We start from the raw sequence: 18,355 nt of genomic DNA on the forward strand, positions 1-18,355 counted from the left end.
CACTAATTATCTTGGTGTAATCATAAATAAACCGATCTCCAAACTAGGGCAAAACCTAAGCTTGGGAGATCGGTATTTTTATGGTTACATATAAATTATAAAGCTTGCAAAACACTAAAAGACAAACAGATATTGTTAAAAAAATAGCCCTTTCAGGCTATGAAATCCTATTCTGATTTACCCACAAGCAATTTAGTGCCAAATCAGGGTTAAAGTCAAACAAGTTTTTATTTAATTATTTTTTATCTGGAAAAATTAGGGTGAATGTTGATCCCTTATCAGGTTGACTAATTACCTCGACCTTACCTTGATGAAGCTGCATTAACTGCTGCACGATCGGCAAACCCAATCCAGATTCACCATATTTAGTATTCTTACGCGAAGCATCAGCTTTATAATATCTTTCCCAAATATTTTTCAATTGTTCTTTAGACATACCGATCCCCGTGTCGCTAATTCGAAAAATACTGCTCTGAAATCCCCGTTCAGCAGATATCCGAATATTTCCATTCTTAGTAAACTGAATTGCATTTTGCGTAATATTAAAAATTACCTGAACAAAGCGATCATAATCTGCATACACTTCCAGCTTCTGTGGACCCTCAATCTCTAATTGATCACCAGCGGCCGCAGCTTTTTTATTGAGTTGCGTCTTAATATTTTTTAAAACATGCATTGCTTCAAAATTCTGACAGTTAAGAATAATCTGCCCGCTGCGAATTTTTTCGTAATCAAGATTTTCATTGACCAGCCTAATCAAGCGTTTGGTTTCATTGCGCATCAATTCAATACTTTTGGCTTTACTTTCCTCTGGAATTGCATTGTAAGCCATACCTTCTAACAATCCATTAATTGTCGTCAATGGTGTCCGCATTTCATGAGCAGCATCAGCCATAAACTGACGACGGCGTTCTTCTTGTCGCTTAATCTCAGCTTCTGACTTGCTTAACGATGCTGCCATCTGGTTGAAGTCATTAGCCAGATCATCAATCTCATCATGTTGCTTATTTGGTAACTGTACATCAAAGTTACCAGCAGCTACTTGTCTTGTCGCCTTTTGTAACCGGCTGATCCGTTTAGTTATATAATGTGCCAAAATATAGCTAAAGATTGCTCCAATAACAGCCGCAATCAACAGCATATAAAATAAATTACGTTGAACTCGGGCAAAGCTTACCTGTAAACTTGAAACTTTAGCTCCAACGGAAATAACAGCCACCAAATTGCCTTTACTGTCAAAACACGGTGCTAAAATATCAGTCATTTTTTGCTGTCGACGTCCGTTATTCTTAAAAGTTCCTGATTTACGCAACCAACTGAGATCATTTTTCCGTCGTAAAACATCACCCTTCTTAAGTTTTGCCCATTCTTTTTTAGAAATTTCTGATTGAAAACCCAATGTTTCGGGATAAAGAACCTGTTTGCGGCTAGTATAAATCGTAAAGTGAACTGCCTGATTTTGCAGCAACATTTCATAATTACGCAATTTTCGTGTATCCAAAGCAAAAACTGTCTTACCATTAGTAACTCGCTCGACACTCATGGCTTCAGTTTTCAAACTATAAGCATATCCTTCTAGTTGATCCCAAGTATTATGGTAGACAAGTTCTTTGGTTAAATGAAAGGAAAAAGTCCCAATTAGAACCAGCAGTAAAAGAATAATCGAAAAGAAAGCCAGCATTTGCTGATAAACTAACTTCATAAGTTAAACTCCTATTTCAGAATCATCGAATTTATAACCGACTCCCCAAACTGTTTGAATTACTTGCGGACCAACTTCTTCAATCTTTTGACGTAACTTTTTGATGTGTGCATCAACTGTCCGTTCATCACCATAAAACTCATAATGCCAAACCAACTGCAGCAATTGATCGCGCGAAAAAACCTGACGCGGCTTTTGTGCCAAGGTTTTCAATAAATCAAATTCCTTAGGGGTCAAGTCAGGAATTAATTTAGATTGTAAATAAGCTTCACGTGTTTTAGTGTTCATTTTAAAATGCTCAGTCACTACATCAAATTGCTGATCCTCAGCAACTGCCGTAGCAGACTCCATTCGACTACCCAATTCTGCGCGGCGGTGCAAGGCTTTTATCCTAGCAATTAAAGTAATTGGGCTAAACGGTTTGACAACATAATCATCAGCTCCCATCTCCAGTCCTAATACCTGATCACTTTCTGAATCACGGGCAGTTAGGATAATGATTGGAACCGTAGTTGAAATTGCACGAATCTCAGCATTAACTTCCATCCCGTCCTTGCCGGGTAAATTCAAATCTAATGTAATCATGTCCCAACCATTTGGATCTTCTTTAAATTTTTCTAAAGCTTCAATTCCATCATATGCATAGACAACATTCCATTTTTCTTTTTGAAAAAACATTGACATCATCTCAGCTACCGACTTATTATCTTCAACCATTAATAATTTCATCTTTCCACATCCCTCAAAACTTTTTACAGCTACAACCCTGATTTATTTCATCATACCCCTAAAAACCGATCTTTTTGTGAAATTTTTGTAAAAGGGCTTTAATTATATTTAGATTATTGTAACGCAACTACTTTCAACTTGTAAAAAAAGAGCCCTGCAAAATCAATGATTTCACAGAACTCTCATCTAGTAATGGAGATGGCGGGGCTCGAACCCGCGTCCAAGCATATTGCCATTCGAATTTCTACGTCCATAGTCATGCTATTTAAAATTCGCTATTGACTACGCCGCACAACCAGGCTAGCATCAATAGCTAACCTATTTTCCTCTTTCAGTTGCCTCAGGTGGCAACAACTGACGCAAGTCCACTTATTTAAGACCCGGCTCTAATACATGGACGATACTAGACGGATCTACGCTGCTGCGCTTAGGCAGCTAAAGCGTAAGAATTGTTATTATTTTTTGCAGTTATATTTAACTGAGCGTCTTTTCGTCACGCAACTACGAGACGCAATTCGAACTCAACCTATACCTGTCGAATCCAAAACATCCCCATAGCTGTATTTTACCATAAATCACCTGAATTGTAAGCAAAAAGCTTAGTAGACGATTACCGGTTCTCCTTGAGATAAGTTATTATAAATATTAGCCATCTTATCGCTGGGCGTATTAGCACAACCACCGGAACCATTATTCAAATAAGCTGTTTTATCCCAATTAGTTCGCCAACTAGCATCATGAAAACCGCAACCACTACTAGTAAATTGCGCCCAATAATTAACCTTAACACTGTAATTAGCATTCCCCGCTTCGCTACCCTTTAAAACCGAAGGCGACTGTTTATACATAATATACCAGACTCCCTTAGGTGTATCTTCACCCGTGCTGTGTTTTCCAGTAACTATATTGCTAGTTGCAACTTGCTGACCATCCTTATACAACCAAACCTGCTGCGCCGCAATTGACACTTCGGCATAGGTATTGCCAATACCGTCATTTGTCAAATTATCATAGCCTAATCCATAGGTCAAATAACCCTTGCCATAAATATCCGCTTTAGCATTCAAACTGTTGTTATTAGTCAACCAAGCTTTTTCGATATGGTCGGTAGCTTGGTTGGTATTCAATGACCAGCCATAAGTACCACCGCTTGGCACCTGAACAGTTTTTCCATCATTAGTCTTAAAATTAATTTGTTTGCCTAAAGTTGCTTGCTTCTGATTTATTTGGTTAATTTTATCATTCAGGTTAGTTTCCACAAAATAGTACTTACCATTTTGATAAACCGCTTTTTTTAGTAAATCCTTAGTTGATAAGTTATATTTCGTTTGCTGAACTTGATAAGTGACCATTCGTGGCTTTAATTCAAGCAGTTTTTGCTTTTCCTTTTGAACTTGTGAACTACTTGCTTTTAAAGGTTGAAGATACTTGACAGCTAACTTGACTTTCGGTAAATACTGCTGTTTTTCATACTGCTTGAGCAACTGAGCAACATCATACTGATTACCATTTTTGGGAGCTGTTATGCTAACTTTTCCATAACTAAATATCGCCTGGGCATCAACGGGAGCTTGGCGTTTCTGATTAAGTTGGCTTAAATGGGTTTTAAGTTCAGCCTGAACTGATTTAGTCTGTTGATCTCCGTTCGCGGTCGGCTCTAACAAAAATTGCCGATCTTTAGCTGAAGGTAAAAAAGTTCGTTGTTTTTTTTCCAATTGCTTGATCTTGGCTAGATCCTGACTGGAAAAACCTGAACTTGAACGTTGATGATGCTCAAGAACTTCTCCTTTCAAATAAACTGTTTGAGAAACATGATAATTTTTAAGCTTATTCAGTGCCTGAGCAGCTGTTAACCCACCAACATTTAATCCATTAATTGAAACCTGTCGATTAAAATGCGTTAACCGAAAATAACTGTAGCCACCGAAAAAAGCTACAATGACTACAACTGCTGCACTGATAATAAATTTTCGCTTGATAAAACTCACCTCATTGAAAAATTCTTGCAACTATTCCGTTTTAGGATAACACATTTCATAAAAAAGTTTAACTGCAAAAAGAAAATAAACTCTTAATAATTTTTAAAAAATCAATTATGCTCGAATTACCATAACAGAGCAGGGAGCATTTTGAGCTAAATAGCTGGCCTGCGAGCCAATAAAAATCTTTTTGGCACTGCTAACGGGTTTAGTCTTTGAACCACATAACAAGACATCCGGCTTAAACACTGGAATCACTTCGTTAATAATTGCGGCGGCCGGTTTTCCCTCACGTACAAATGATTGAACATCATAAATTCCGTTTTCTTTAGCTTCTTTAACATAGCGGTCCAAATCATCGGCTAATCTTCCCCGTAATTGATTCCGTTTTTCTGGACTAAGGGTTTCAAAAACATTCAAATCTTCTAATTCTAAAACCGATACGATTCCTAAAGCAGCTAAGTTAGGTTTAGCCAAGGAAAGTGCATATTGAAAAGCAGCCAGCGAAGATCTCGAATCATCCTCATCGACTGCTATCAAGATTCTTTCAAACGGCTTTACGATTGTCTTAAAATTTAAATCAACATCTTTTTTGTTCAATTATGCTCAACTCCAATCGAAAATTAATTACCAATTGGCCGGCTGCCACAATCGTCCGTCCAATTCACCTTGAGCTTGTTCCAAACGCCGCTGCTGCTGTTTTACCATTTCAGCCAGAGCAGCATAAAAAGCTCGATCTTGGTATGCCGTCGCCGTTTTGCTCAATGTTGCTAATTGATCCAATAACCATTTTTCATCTTCCATGAGCCTCATCATCTTCCTTAACCGGATGCAAAACAGCCTGCAGATCAGCCAGATCAGCTGTCCGCGCCAGTAATTGTTGCTCAATCAATTCCAATTGCTGTTGCTGTTGACCCGTTGCTTGCAATTTCTTTTCTTTAAGTTTTGCCAAAAACCAATCTTCACGTTGGGCAAAAGTTGCTGGCTGCGGCAATTCTAGAAATTGTTGGTAGGCAACCAGCAAATGTTGCCGTTGTTCCTGTGTTTGATATCCAAAACGATCAATTACAAATAACGGCAGCAAACGCATTTGAAAATGTTTGGCCATAGCTGCCAGGGGGCTTAAAAGTGCAGATAGTGAAAAACCAACTGAACCACCAAGTTGAAAATCTCTAGCGGCCTTGCCTAAATTAACCACAATTCCCAACTCTTTACCTGCTAATTTGGCTTGTAAGGTTTCCGTTAAAACTTGATCTTGCCACCTTTTTAAAATATTTGGTATATTATACCAGTAAAGTGGAAATTGTAAAACAATTCGCGAACTTTTTTGTAAAAGCAACTGCTCTTGCTGTTGATCAAAATGATTTTTAACATCAGCTAATTCATGCCAATTTATTTCCCGCAAATCCTGCACTGCTGCTTTTAAAAATTGTTGTGTTGCCGAAGCAGCTGGAGTCGGATGACCAACAATGATCAGTGTTTGCATGAACCTGTCGCCTCCATCTTGTCCATTGTCTGATTCAATAACCGATCAACAAAAATATTTCCCTGATCTTTTGCATGCCCTTTCGTCCATTGCAAATGCAGCTGCGGAAATTCTGGTAAAATTAAAGCCAACTGCTGCCAAAGTTCTTGGTTGGCAACTGGCTGATTACTAGCTGTTTTCCAATTACGTCGTTGCCAATTTTTTAACCAGCCTAACTGTAAGGCATGTAAAACGTACTGCGAATCTAACACTGCTTGAATTGGTTTTTGATTTAATTTTTGTTGTTGCAAATACTGTAATGCTCGCAATAAAGCCATAATTTCCATTCGATTATTAGTTGCACCAAATTCCCCAGCTGAAGCTGACTGCTGCCGACCAGCGAATTTGATCAAAAAAGCCCACGCTGCCGGATCAGTTTGTTTGACATGCTGACCACGACGATTGCCATGATTACGTGAACCACCATCAGTCCAAATCCAAATAGAGTTGCTGGTAACAGAATAAGCCGGTTGAGCCGCAACTGTTTTTTTAGTAGTCTTTTTGCTCAAAACTGGCTGTTGCAGCCAGTTTTGAGCCGCTTTCAATTCATTGAATCCCTTATATCGTGCTTGGGGATATCCTTTTACTTGATGTAAGCAATCATTCCAATTTTGATAAATTCCTGTTTGGCGGCCACGAGCAACCACATAGTAACGATATGCGATAGCAATTCTCCTCCATTCGCTTAATGTATCTCAATTTTAACCAATTTAACTACATTCAGCAAATTACAAATAAAAATAAACCGAGAAAAACATCAAAATCGTACCTGCCAAAACAATCAAATGCCAGTATACATGAGAATATTTCAAATTACGAAAGCTGTAAATTACAGCTCCAAAAGTAAAACATAACCCTCCGCCTAAAAGCAGTAAAAAACCATTCATTCCTAATGAAGCCCACAATTGACGGAAACCCAATAAACAGAGCCAACCTAAAATGACATAAATTGTAGTTTCAATCCATTGAAGTTTTGCTGGTAAAAACTGATGCAAAATGATTCCCAGTAAACAAAGCCCCCAAATTGCAAGCAGCAATTTAAAACCAAAACTGCGTCCCATACCCAACAAACAAAATGGCGTGTAGGTTCCAGCAATCAAAATAAAAATATTCGTATGATCAATCAGTTGCAATACACGACGAGCTTTAGTGAAATACAACGAGTGAAAAAGTGTCGAAGCTAAGTAAAGCGTTACTAATGAAATACCATAAATAATCATCGCTGCTAATTCAACTTGATCATGTGAATGAATTCCTTTAATAATCAATAAAACTAAAGCTGCAACACTTAAAAGCACTCCAAATCCATGCGTAATACTGCTCCAAATTTCATTAATAATCTGCTGTCGTTTGTTCATCAATTGCAACTACCCCTTTTCACTTTTAATTGTTATTAAATACACTATAACATAGTTTTGATGTCTAGATGATGTATTTATCAAATTTATAACTTCTTAATAGTTTTTATCTCAGCATTATTTTTATGCTATACTTTTATAGTAGAAATAACTTTAATCTATCAAGGTGAGGTCTTGCTTTTTGAAAAATACTACTCTCGAATCTCAATTACAAACATTAGGTAACAGCCGGCTGCCTCTTTGGAATGAATTCCCTGATTTTGAACTTTATATGGATCAACTGGTTAGCTTGGGCAATCGTTATTTAAAAAACCTGCAGGAATCTGAAATTACAGCCTCAATGGTTAATAGCTACGTCAAAAAGGGCTTAATGCACCGTCCGGATAAGAAAAAATATGATACGACCAATGTTGCTGAGCTAGTCGTTATCAGTTTGCTTAAATCAATTTATTCTTTAGAAACGATAAAGAAATGTCTGCAAGCTGTTACTAAGGACACGCAGACTGAACAATCCTATAACTATTTTGCACAATTATTTAACAAAACTTTAGCAGAAATCAGTAACAATTCTTTTTCGTTTGATTTTAATTATCAAGACGATTTGATTACCTCAACTGAAAAATTTGCTGTTCATGCCGTTATTTATAAAATTATTGGTGAAAAAGCTATTAATTTGAAAGCACCAAACTGATCAAACTGTTTATTCATTGGATCTGGATTAAACTAAAATTCATTTCGAGACGAATTTGAATTGTTTTTTAATTTTAAGTTGACAATTACTTCGCTTTTTAGTATTATTTAATAGTCGGTTGTTTAATTAAAGCAATTAAACATTGGGCATTCGCCAAATTGGTAAGGCAGCGGACTCTGAATCCGCAATGTACTGGTTCGAGCCCAGTATGCCCAATATAAAACTTTTAGATGCTGTTGTAAGACGTGAAAAACGTTGTTACAACAGTCTTTTTTTATCTTCATTCCATTTAGGTTCCATTTTAGGACTCAATAGGATTGAGACTTGCATTGAGACCCAGAAAAATAAGCCAACTTACGGATCAACTTATTCAAAAAACTACGCTGTATGTATTCCAAATAATATTTCACATTATGCCATAAACGAAAAATTCAACTAACAAAAAAGAAGACTAACTAAAGTCCTCTTCTTTGTTCGCTGGTCTTTGTTGCTATAGGCGTGAAAATTGTGGGCTTTCACGTAGCTATTGTATCATATAGTAGCCTTATTTCCAATAATAAACTGATAAATTTTACAATAATATATATTTCAATTTTAATAATCACCTATTTTGGCAACATCTCTAACTCTCAAACTAGATTGGTTAGTTATCTTACAACCTTTACCATGTGTATGCAATATCATACTTTCTAAAAATTGCTATGAAAGTTGGGTTTGGTATTTTATGTTTAATGTGAGTACATATTTGATTTGTAAACAAAAAGACAAGTTCTACCTGCTAATGAACAGACAGAACTTATCTACACATGGAAACTTAGGGGTAAATAAATTGTTAGCTTTGACGATTAAACAGTATCATATAGTATACTTATTTTCAATATAAAATGAATAAGATTCATGATTAAACACTTTCATGTTCAATTAATACATCATTTAATTTTTTATCCACAATAAAATAAGCCTCACTCAACTAAGAGCGAGGATATTTGAAAGCGTTCGGAGGATTTATTAGTTACCATCCTTTATCATTATAGAAATGATATTTATGTTTTGTCAAAGGTTTTGCACAATGTACTTTGCATATCTAACGCATGAATAGTAAATGCCATTAAAAATGTTGTTACAGCAGTACTTTTATGCCTTCATTCCATTTAAGTTTCAGTAAGTCAAGTTCCTCAGCCTTGAAAGGATTACTGATTTATTCAAATTATTAAGTGCCTCAACTGACATTTTTATTGATGTTGCTATTTATAGAAATGATATAAAAAAATTAAAGACTCACTAGTATCACTTTTCAACTAAAAATATTTGTTTTTATAAAAAAGCAATTTCACTTTTACACAAACATTTGAGTACTCCCGAAATCCCAATATTTGTTTACTAGTTTAATATAATAAAAAAGAGGACTTAATTTTAACTAGCCCTCTTCCGCTGTTTTTATCATAAAGGTGTGGGGGAAACTATAATGGTTTCCGACGACATTATAGTATCACATAATACACTATTTTTCAATAAATATTAAAAGTATATCTAATCTAATTTTTTGAGTATTCGTTTAGTGCACTGTGATTAATATACTAGGATTACGGATTGGTTTAAGAAAATTGTATCTTTTCCCACCAAAAAGAGGTAGCACTAAACTACCTCTTCGCTAGATGTTTTAATCGTAAAAGGCAATGGAAAAACAATATCTTTTACAACTTAATTGTATCACAAATTACACTATTTTCAATGTAATTTGTTAATTTTTTCTTTTTTTATATTATTTTGCTTGATTATTCTACTTTTTGATAATATCTCTGCTTTTCTCTTCATTAACAAACATACAGTTACAATTACAAATTTGATTTATTGCATATTATCAAAATAGATCAGTTTAATCAGCTATGTAAAATCATCAATAAAGCTATTCACATTCAGCTAACATAAAAAAAGCCTACCGATAAAAAACTCGGTAGACTTTATCTATGCTTTGAAAGGCAGAAGAATTATATGATGACTTTTACAGCTATATTGTATCATATAATAGACTGATTTCAACATAAATTAAAAAGAAACTTAAAAATACACTTAGCAGGAAATGCCTTTCGATTTTCAACAAAACTTTTACGCATACTTCAATTAACGCTTGAGCAAGTATCTTAAAACAAATCGAAACTAGTGTTCAATATGTAATTGAAAATTATAGCAGTTATTTTCTTTATTAACCAATATTGCTAACAATTTTTCTCCTAATTGTTCACAATTTAATCCCCTTTATTATCGATTCAATTGTCAATCAACGGAATGATTCACAAAAATTGCATAATAAACGCATATATTTTTCGGGGATATTATGATAATATTAGTTAGGGCAAAACGAATCAAATAGTAGCATAAAGAGGAGATAGCTTATGGCAAAAAAATATTCCTGCAAACATTTAAGAACAAAACATACATACCAACTTTATAAAAAAAGACCGGCTAATCCTAAACGAAGAAAAGACCTCTTAGTTGAAAAATCAAAAAGAAGAAGATTATTACTAGTTCTGATGCTAGCAGCCACCTCAATAATCTATTTTTTATGGTTTTTTATCAAAAGAAATGCTATCAATAAAAAAAATCATTTTCCACAAAAAAAGTTTCTAATTTAATAAACAAATTTTCTAAAAAAGTTAGTATTCAAAAAACAACTAATTCAAATGAAAATATTGAAATTTTAAAAAGTTTCTTATAAAACGGATTTAAGATTGTTTCCGTTTTATATAATGGAGAAAGAATCGACAAAACAATTGATGAGAATCAAGCTGCACAAAACGTTATTCACAACGATTTATCAATCGGTTATCTAAAAAATAATTTAGTCGTGGAAAAATCGTCAATCAGCTCGACTGATAGCAAAAACCTCCCCAAGCAACGTATTCGATTTCATTTTTTCTACTCATATTAAGGAAAACAACCATTTGAAAAGTAAAAGAGGCTGTCGAAAATTTAAAACGCTTTTCGATAGCCTCTCTCATTTGAAGTTTACAAGCCTAGTTATTTACTTCAAACCTAGCTCAGTTTCTACTAGTTTGAGCATAAAATTTTAAATGACTTTTAAGATATCGTAATAACTCCGTTTCATTGTGAAACTCATGTGGACTCTTTTGACCATGAAGTCTTAAAGAAATCTTATTGATTTTGATTCTTCCTGTCCAAGTATAGGTATGCTCAACAATGAAACGATTATTAAGATGTCCCTTGCCAAATTTCAGCACGTAGACCTTTTCGGGAACGATTAACGGGTTGACGTGCTCTTTTTTATAATTAATCTTATTTGCCTGTAAAAAGTTTTTTGTTTTCCGCAGCATGTCATGTCCCTCCTTAATCTTCATCATCTCATGCTATAATCAAATATCTATTATCAACATTATAGACACTCTGCCTTGATCTAGCAATCCTTTTAAGCTGAAAAACAAAAAAAGTCCATCAGCACGATGGACAATTTCACAGCTATCATCACCCGTACGGGAATCGAACCCGTAACTCCGCCTTGAGAGGGCGACGTCTTAACCAATTTGACCAACGGGCAAAATACTCTTTTAATTATACAGCAAAACAGATTCTTGTCAATTGTTTTTTGATTTTTACTTCATCAACAATAGTCCTTAAATAAAAATAGCTGCATAAAATTATCCATCGTGCCGCATCTTACCACAATCGTTTTAATTAGCCTCATGTCAATTTTCAAATTTTCCATTCAATTCTGAAATTGCTTGAAAATCATGATTATAATATTGAACTTTTATTATTTCATTATTAACACTAATTATCGCAAAAGTTCCTCCTAAGCGGGCATATTCCCCCCGCGGTAAGCTGATACTTCCTGGATTCAAAAACAAGCAATGCTCATTCATTTCAAACCCTAACCGATGAGTATGACCAAAAAAGCAAAAATCAGCTCGTTGTTGCTGCGATGCTAATTTTAAATTTTCCATACTAAAATTAACTTGGTAAAGGTGTCCGTGTGTCAGCCAAATGCGCTTTTTTTCAAATGTAATCAGCTGATCATTTTTAAACGCTGGATCATAGTCACAATTTCCAGCGACAACATGATATGTTTTAAATAGTTCATCATTGGCTGGTAATTCTGAATCACCACAATGAATAAACAAATCAATATCCGATTGATAGTGTTCCAGCAATCGCACCAAAATATCACGGTCACCATGACTATCACTAACTACCAACATTTTGAAATTAGTGTTCACCCGCTTGCCACCACCCATCAAATTTTTGGTTCAATGCTTGAATTGCTTTACCGCGATGACTCACTTGATTTTTTTCTGCTGAAGTCAATTCAGCAAAAGTCTTGCCTAATTCCGGCAAATAAAACAACGGATCATAGCCAAAACCATCCTTTCCACGTGGTCCAGTCAAAATAGTGCCCTTAACTTCGCTACTGACTGTCAACGGTTGACGCTTAGGTCGTGTTACAACTAACGAGGTATGAAAAACAGCATCACGTTGTGAAATTCCTGCTAACTCACGCAATAATTTCGCATTATTAGCTGCATCATCATGATCGCCTGCATATCGTGCTGAATGAATCCCTGGTCTGCCATCCAAAGCCGCAACCATTAAACCGGAATCGTCGGCCAGTGTCACTGTTCCCAGCAAATCAGTCAGTGTTTGGGCTTTAATCATTGCGTTCTCGGTAAATGAAGCCCCATTTTCAACAATTGGCGGTACCTCATCTAAGTCATTCAAGGTCAAAACCTCAAAAGCACGCGGTTCAAAAAAAGCGCGGAATTCTCGTGCTTTACCTTTATTCTGAGTTGCAATTAAAATTCTCTTCAATATTTTTCTCCTGTCGGATATATTCTATCTAAATTATACGCAAATCAAGTACAAAATTTCAAGCGATTAAAAACTTTAGCGATTCTTTTACCCGTCTTTAACAACTTCAAGGTATAATAGTTTTATAGACCATATTAGAGGAGAGTCGTCATGGACGAAAACAAATACCAAGAACTGGTGGAGAATAAGGAATTAGCTACCTTATTAGGCTACGAAGCCTTACGTGATATGTTGCTGCCGGATTTATTAGGAAGTAATTCAAATATCTTGTATTGGGCAGGCAAACGCTTAGCCCGTAAATTCAATCTTGCTAAAGATGAAGATCTGCCGCTTTTTTTTACCGCCAGTAACTGGGGTAAATTAGAACGAATTAAAGCTAAACGGCAACAACAGTTATTCAAGTTATCCGGTCCAATCGTAGCCTTACGTTTGAAACAAAAAACCCCCGAGTTTCAACTTGAAGCTGGTTTCTTAGCTGAAACAATTCAAAATCAAGTTGGTTTTTTGACCGAAGCGATTATTCAGAGTCAAGATGTGCGTCATGGTAGTGTCAGCATCTTAGCCCAACTGGATTTGTCTGATCCAATTGATCCAGCAATGATGCCAACCGTCAAACCTTTACAATTAAATTCAAAATCAAATTCTGAACAATAGCTATGTTGAAAAAACGGCGAAAGCAATCGATTGAATGTTTTCGCCGTTTTTTAAGTTCTGGTGTCTTAAAATTTCTATATATATTGTTCTAATTTACTTTTAATTTGTTCTTTTGGATGATAGCCGACTAATGTATCAACTACCTGACCATCTTTTTTGATTAACAGAGTCGGAATACTCATAATTCCAAATTCACTGGCCACTTGTTTATTCTGATCAACATCAACTTTGCCAAATGAAACCTTATCATTCATTTCTTCATCAAGTTCTTCAACAACTGGACTTTGCATCCGGCATGGACCACACCAAGTTGCCCAAAAATCTGTTAAAGTCACGCCTGTTTTAGTTGCTTCTTCAAAAGTTGTATCAGTTAATTCTTTTACCATTTTTGTATTCCTCCTGCTTATTCTTTGTAAATAAATCATATCAGATATTTTTTTAAACTCAATAAATTTGCTTAGCATTATTTCAGTTCAACAATCGTTGCTCCACTGCCACCAGCATTTGGTGGAGCGGCTTTAAAGCTTTTTACTCGTCGATTTTGCTGTAGATACTTAGTTATCCCTGAACGTAAAGCACCGGTGCCTTTTCCATGGACGATCGTCACTGACTCATATCCGGCCAACAAAGCAGCATCCAAATAGCGATCAACTTTTGTCATTGCAGCTTCATAGCGTTCTCCACGCAAATCCAATGTTGGAGAAACATGAACTTGGCTGGCCGATTTAAATGACGAGCGGGCTTTCCCTGTTTGCGTAGGTAGCTTAACCTTTTCCAGATTAGCTTCATCAATCCGCATTTTTAAACTGCCAAGCTGAACTTCCCATTGATGCTTTCCGGTTTTTTCTAACAAAACCCCAGCTTGCTCATAAGGTTTGACCATTACATCATCCCCCACTTGCAATTGCTGCGCCAATTTAGCTCGCCTTAAGATTCGATTGTGCGGTAAAGTAACTGGCTGATGCAACTGATCAAGTTTCGTTTTAGCTGAAATTAATTGGTCTTCTTTAACCCCTTGGCCAGCCGTTAACCGCAGCTGCCGCAACTGACTGATAATTTTATCAGCTTTTTCAGTAGCCTGATCGACTAATTCGTTAGCTTTAGTTTTGGCTTGCTGCAGCATTTGTTCCCGCTGCTGATTAAATTGATCAAAATTTTGGCTCAACTCCTGGTGTAGTTTAGCAGCTTCATCTAAATGCTGTTGAAGCTGTATCTTTTCTTCCTCGGCTTGCTGTCTTTTTTGTACTAAATCTTGAATCATTTGATTAAGATCTTGATCTTGTTGCGTTGTTAAGCTGCGTGCAGCCGCCACAATTTTGAGCGGTAGACCCAACCGTTGTGAAATCTCAAAAGCATTACTTTGACCAGGAACTCCCACCAGCAAACGGTAAGTTGGTTCCAAAGTCTGACTATTAAATTCCATGCTGGCATTGATAGTTGCTGGCCGTTCAAAAGCATAAGCCTTCAATTCAGGATAATGTGTCGTAGCAACAACTTCTGCCCCCGAGGCAGCTAAAGCATCCAAGATGGCAATTGCTAATGCCGCACCTTCTTGCGGATCTGTTCCAGCTCCCAACTCATCCAATAAAACCAAAGACTGATGATTGCTATCCTTTAAAATACTGACAATATTTGTCATGTGTGAAGAAAAAGTACTCAAACTTTGTTCAATGGATTGCTCGTCACCAATATCTGCAAAAATTTCTGCAAAAATTCCTAAGCGACTGCCTTCATATGCTGGAATAAACAATCCCGACTGCCCCATTAATTGAATCAGTCCTAAAGTTTTCAACGTGATCGTTTTCCCGCCCGTATTCGGACCTGTAATTACGATCGTTTGATAATCCTGACCGAGCATAATATCATTGCGAACAGCCTGTTGCTGATCTAGCAATGGATGCCAAGCTTGCCGTAAATAAAGTTGATTTTTCTGAGAAATTCTTGGTTCTGTTGCCCTAAGTTGTTGAGCATAGCGCGCCTTTGCACTTGCAAAATCAAATTCTCCCAGTAAACGATAATTCTCAGCTATTTCAGTAATATATGGTGCCAATGCTGCTGAAAGTTCCCGCAAAATTCGTTGAATTTCTTCGCGTTCATTTGCTTGGTGTTCTCTCAGACGATTATTTAATTCAACCACTACTGCCGGTTCAATGAACAAGGTTTGTCCTGAAGCACTCTGATCGTGAACAACTCCACCGAAACGAGTTCGATATTCTTGTTTGACTGGAATAACATAGCGCTCATCGCGAATCGTAATTACCGGCTCACTTAAATATTTAGCATTTTTGCCGCGAATTAATGAATTCAACTGACTGCGCAAATGCAATTCTGTTTGCCGAATTGAACGACGAATTGCTGCTAATTTAGTTGAGGCATCATCAGTTACATGACCATCACTTTCAAGTGAACGCAATAACGTTTTAGTCAATTGTGGCAAAGTTTCTAACTGCTGTGCCAATTGATCAAGTGACTGCAGCTCCACTTCTTCCTCCGTTAATTGAGCAAAAAAGCGCTGAATCCTTCCGGCCGCACGTAAAACTTTGGTAATTGCCGCTAGTTCTTTTCCATTGAGCACCGCTCCAATTTTCAAACGTTTTAATTGCGGACGAATATCACTTAATTTAGGTAATGGAAAATCAGTCTTTAACCGCCAAATATCCAAAGCATCCTTGGTCCGTGCCAAAGCTGTTCGAATTACAGTTTCATCTGCTGAAGGAGCTAGCTGGTCAAGCAACTGCCGTCCTCTAGGTGTCACCAAATACACGGAAATCTGCTGCTTAATTTTATCATATTCTAATGTCTGCAGCACTTTTTGATTCACTGAACTTCCCCCTAATTTCTATCTTATACTAATTAAAAAAACTGCTGGTCAGCTCCGGCAGCCGTTGCAAAATCAATTGAGCAACCGATGAATTATTAATTGCTTGATGCAAGGAAACGTTTGGCCAAGCTGTTAGTAACTTCAGTCCAATAAAAATCAATACAATAGTAAAAATAACTGCCAATATTCCGCCTGAGATGGCATTCAATCCATGAATTATCGGCAATTTAGTCACTCGTGTAAAAATTGAAAAAATTCGAAACAGCCGACTGACGATCATACCGCCAATCAACAAAATCAAAACATATGCCAACCAATATCCCAATTGGTTTGTTAACGGAAAATCAGTTTTAGTGAAAATACTTGTTAAAAATGGCTGAAGTAATTTTCCCAATACCGGTGCCAACCAGCTTGCTAACCAAATCAGCACAGCTCCGGACAACAGATCTAATATCATCTGAATCAATCCGCGAGCAGCTCCTCTAAAATAAGCGATTACCAAAATAGCTGCAATTAAAATCGAAATCAGCATTGACTCACCTACTCTGTTTTGTTCGAATGTTCATTTTCCTGCTTGGTTTCTTTTAATTCTGCTGCTTTATATAATTGATCAGAAACTGCGTTGACTGCCAACAAAATGGCTGCCCTTTCATCACTGATCGTTGGCAGCATTTCTTTAATTTCATCTAGTTGCTGATTAACCAACTTAACAACTGCCTTCATATGCTCCGGAGTACTGTCACCGACAATCACGTAATTTTTACCGTTGATGCGGGCCTTAAAGCGTTTCTTCCCTTCCGCCATTAAGATCTCTCTCCTTTCATATTAACCAATTTTAGCATAATCTGCTATTATTTGAGTCAAAGTATCATAAATTTTAATAAAAAAGCTGGGAATCATCCCAGCTTTAATCAAAATTGTCGAATCATTTATTGCAATTTTTCATCATTTAGGAAAGTATCAAGTACACCTTCGACCATATCCCATTCATCATCATTTTCAATATCATGTAGTTGAGCCTCATTGGCTGAGCCTTCATCAGGGTCATATGAAAATGCCAGAACATCTACTTGTTCTTCTGGTTGCGAGTCAGCCGGTATCAATAAAATATAGGATTTTCCATAGTCATCCGACTCAAAAGTAAATAAGATTTGGTAAAGTGTTTCGTTGCCTTGATCATCAACCAAAGTAATTAAATCATCTGTTTCTTTCATAAATAGTCCTCACTTTTTTATTGTAGCAGACGTCCATGACGATCCAAATAACTCTGTAGGATCAATCCAGCGGCTACTTTATCAATCACTTTTTTGCGTTTTCGGCGTGAAGTATCTGCCTGTTCAACCAGCATTCGTTCAGCTTCCACAGTTGTCAATCGCTCATCTTGATAATCAATCGGTAAATGAAACTGCTTTTCCAACAGCTCGCCATAATTCTTAGCTGCTGCCACCCGTGGACCTGAAGTGTTATTCATATTTTTAGGCAATCCCAATACAAAGCCGCCAACTTGGTACCGTTCTACCAGTTCAGCCACTCGATCTATTCCAAATTGGCCTGCATCCTCATTGATCGGAATAATTTCAACTCCTTGAGCAGTCCAACCCAGCAAATCACTCACAGCGATTCCAACCGTTTTAGAACCGACATCTAGCCCCATCAATCGGTTCACTTGTTTTCCTCCTTATTCAAATAGTACCGCACTAATTCTTCCACAATCTCATCACGTTCGTGTTTCCGAATCAAGTTCCGGGCATCATTTAATCTTGGAATATAAGCCGGGTCGCCTGAAAGCAAGTAGCCAACTATTTGATTAATGGGATTATATCCTTTTTCTTCCAATGCATGGTAGACCGTTTCCAGCGTATCACGAATATCTTTTCGATCACCATCTTCAAAAGAAAAATACATTGTCTTATCTAACGAACTCATCGCAAGCACCTCCGCTTTGCATCACAACTCCTATGGTTCATTCTACTAGAGAAAAAAGAACGTCACAATCAAAAAACATGCTTGTAACCTATCCGTAACAGAATTGTTAAAACAATTACACCAAAATTCCGCTATTTTCACTCTGATAG

21 protein-coding genes, 2 tRNA genes and 1 other RNA gene are annotated in these 18,355 nt (G+C 36.6%); 4 read left to right on the forward strand and 20 right to left on the reverse strand.

Annotation, left to right across the window (positions count from 1 at the left end):
• Positions 1-235 precede the first annotated feature (235 nt).
• The 9 genes from FC89_RS04540 to trhA all read right to left on the reverse strand — a co-directional run bounded on the left by FC89_RS04540 (position 236) and on the right by trhA (position 7,293).
• The gene (locus FC89_RS04540; protein WP_057871363.1) at positions 236-1,702 is read right to left on the reverse strand and encodes a sensor histidine kinase; all 1,467 of its coding nucleotides are present in this window, start codon (positions 1,700-1,702) and stop codon (positions 236-238) included.
• A 3-nt stretch (positions 1,703-1,705) separates the two neighbouring features.
• Positions 1,706-2,431, reverse strand: a complete 726-nt coding sequence (locus FC89_RS04545; protein WP_057871364.1) for a response regulator transcription factor — start codon at positions 2,429-2,431, stop codon at positions 1,706-1,708.
• A 190-nt stretch (positions 2,432-2,621) separates the two neighbouring features.
• Positions 2,622-2,985, reverse strand: a transfer-messenger RNA (tmRNA) gene (gene ssrA / locus FC89_RS12365).
• Positions 2,986-3,030: 45 nt separating this feature from the next.
• Positions 3,031-4,419, reverse strand: a complete 1,389-nt coding sequence (locus FC89_RS04550) for a L,D-transpeptidase (RefSeq protein ID WP_157060656.1) — start codon at positions 4,417-4,419, stop codon at positions 3,031-3,033.
• A 105-nt stretch (positions 4,420-4,524) separates the two neighbouring features.
• On the reverse strand, positions 4,525-5,010 hold the full coding sequence (locus tag FC89_RS04555; RefSeq protein ID WP_057871365.1) for a universal stress protein: 486 nt from the start codon (positions 5,008-5,010) through the stop codon (positions 4,525-4,527).
• 27 nt (positions 5,011-5,037) lie between these two features.
• Positions 5,038-5,214, reverse strand: coding sequence for a hypothetical protein (locus FC89_RS12740; RefSeq protein WP_169790210.1), 177 nt, complete (start codon positions 5,212-5,214; stop codon positions 5,038-5,040).
• Positions 5,204-5,896, reverse strand: coding sequence for an NAD(P)H-dependent oxidoreductase (locus tag FC89_RS04560; RefSeq protein WP_057871366.1), 693 nt, complete (start codon positions 5,894-5,896; stop codon positions 5,204-5,206). The genes FC89_RS12740 and FC89_RS04560 overlap by 11 nt, the downstream gene beginning before the upstream one ends.
• Entirely contained in the window at positions 5,884-6,600 is a 717-nt protein-coding gene (locus FC89_RS04565) for a ribonuclease H family protein (protein WP_157060657.1), read from the reverse strand. Before FC89_RS04565 ends, FC89_RS04560 begins: the two co-directional genes overlap by 13 nt.
• Before the next feature lie 63 nt (positions 6,601-6,663).
• Entirely contained in the window at positions 6,664-7,293 is a 630-nt protein-coding gene (gene trhA / locus FC89_RS04570) for a PAQR family membrane homeostasis protein TrhA (protein ID WP_057871368.1), read from the reverse strand.
• A 181-nt stretch (positions 7,294-7,474) separates the two neighbouring features.
• Between trhA and FC89_RS04575 the strand changes: the two genes are divergently transcribed.
• The 3 genes from FC89_RS04575 (at position 7,475) to FC89_RS04585 (ending at position 10,617) form a co-directional block, all read left to right on the forward strand.
• On the forward strand, positions 7,475-7,984 hold the full coding sequence (locus FC89_RS04575; protein WP_057871369.1) for a DUF1836 domain-containing protein: 510 nt from the start codon (positions 7,475-7,477) through the stop codon (positions 7,982-7,984).
• 143 nt (positions 7,985-8,127) lie between these two features.
• A tRNA-Gln gene (locus FC89_RS04580) sits at positions 8,128-8,200 on the forward strand.
• 2,177 nt (positions 8,201-10,377) lie between these two features.
• The gene (locus FC89_RS04585) at positions 10,378-10,617 is read left to right on the forward strand and encodes a hypothetical protein (RefSeq protein WP_057871370.1); all 240 of its coding nucleotides are present in this window, start codon (positions 10,378-10,380) and stop codon (positions 10,615-10,617) included.
• 405 nt (positions 10,618-11,022) lie between these two features.
• Here FC89_RS04585 and FC89_RS04590 read toward each other — a convergent pair whose 3' ends face one another.
• The 4 genes from FC89_RS04590 to FC89_RS04605 all read right to left on the reverse strand — a co-directional run bounded on the left by FC89_RS04590 (position 11,023) and on the right by FC89_RS04605 (position 12,805).
• Complete coding sequence (locus tag FC89_RS04590) at positions 11,023-11,316, reverse strand: hypothetical protein (protein ID WP_057871371.1); 294 nt, start codon at positions 11,314-11,316, stop codon at positions 11,023-11,025.
• A 148-nt stretch (positions 11,317-11,464) separates the two neighbouring features.
• Positions 11,465-11,537, reverse strand: a tRNA-Glu gene (locus FC89_RS04595).
• Positions 11,538-11,685: 148 nt separating this feature from the next.
• Positions 11,686-12,216, reverse strand: a complete 531-nt coding sequence (locus tag FC89_RS04600) for a metallophosphoesterase (RefSeq protein ID WP_235804381.1) — start codon at positions 12,214-12,216, stop codon at positions 11,686-11,688.
• A complete protein-coding gene (locus tag FC89_RS04605; RefSeq protein ID WP_057871373.1) occupies positions 12,206-12,805 on the reverse strand; it encodes an XTP/dITP diphosphatase in 600 nt (199 codons plus the stop codon). The genes FC89_RS04600 and FC89_RS04605 overlap by 11 nt, the downstream gene beginning before the upstream one ends.
• Positions 12,806-12,955: 150 nt before the next feature.
• On the opposite strand from FC89_RS04605, the gene FC89_RS04610 reads away from it, so the two are divergent.
• On the forward strand, positions 12,956-13,459 hold the full coding sequence (locus FC89_RS04610) for a YslB family protein (RefSeq protein ID WP_057871374.1): 504 nt from the start codon (positions 12,956-12,958) through the stop codon (positions 13,457-13,459).
• 74 nt (positions 13,460-13,533) lie between these two features.
• Here the strand turns inward: FC89_RS04610 and trxA are convergent, their stop codons facing one another.
• The 7 genes from trxA to FC89_RS04645 form a co-directional block, all read right to left on the reverse strand.
• Positions 13,534-13,845 (reverse strand): thioredoxin, encoded by a 312-nt coding sequence (gene trxA, locus FC89_RS04615; RefSeq protein ID WP_057871375.1) that lies wholly within the window; start codon positions 13,843-13,845, stop codon positions 13,534-13,536.
• Between the two features lie 77 nt (positions 13,846-13,922).
• Positions 13,923-16,280: an endonuclease MutS2 gene (locus FC89_RS04620; RefSeq protein ID WP_057871376.1), complete on the reverse strand. Its 2,358-nt coding sequence runs from the start codon at positions 16,278-16,280 to the stop codon at positions 13,923-13,925.
• 28 nt (positions 16,281-16,308) lie between these two features.
• Complete coding sequence (locus tag FC89_RS04625; RefSeq protein ID WP_057871377.1) at positions 16,309-16,812, reverse strand: CvpA family protein; 504 nt, start codon at positions 16,810-16,812, stop codon at positions 16,309-16,311.
• A gap of 8 nt (positions 16,813-16,820) precedes the next feature.
• Positions 16,821-17,084: a cell division protein ZapA gene (locus tag FC89_RS04630; protein ID WP_057871378.1), complete on the reverse strand. Its 264-nt coding sequence runs from the start codon at positions 17,082-17,084 to the stop codon at positions 16,821-16,823.
• 125 nt (positions 17,085-17,209) lie between these two features.
• Positions 17,210-17,494: a DUF1292 domain-containing protein gene (locus FC89_RS04635; protein WP_057871379.1), complete on the reverse strand. Its 285-nt coding sequence runs from the start codon at positions 17,492-17,494 to the stop codon at positions 17,210-17,212.
• Between the two features lie 17 nt (positions 17,495-17,511).
• On the reverse strand, positions 17,512-17,946 hold the full coding sequence (gene ruvX, locus FC89_RS04640) for a Holliday junction resolvase RuvX (RefSeq protein ID WP_057871380.1): 435 nt from the start codon (positions 17,944-17,946) through the stop codon (positions 17,512-17,514).
• Positions 17,943-18,206 carry an IreB family regulatory phosphoprotein gene (locus tag FC89_RS04645; protein ID WP_057871381.1) on the reverse strand — a complete coding sequence of 88 codons (264 nt, stop codon included), beginning with the start codon at positions 18,204-18,206 and terminating at the stop codon, positions 17,943-17,945. Before FC89_RS04645 ends, ruvX begins: the two co-directional genes overlap by 4 nt.
• Positions 18,207-18,355: the final 149 nt, after the last annotated feature.

The organism is Liquorilactobacillus ghanensis DSM 18630 (assembly GCF_001435235.1).
GTDB lineage: Bacteria > Bacillota > Bacilli > Lactobacillales > Lactobacillaceae > Liquorilactobacillus > Liquorilactobacillus ghanensis.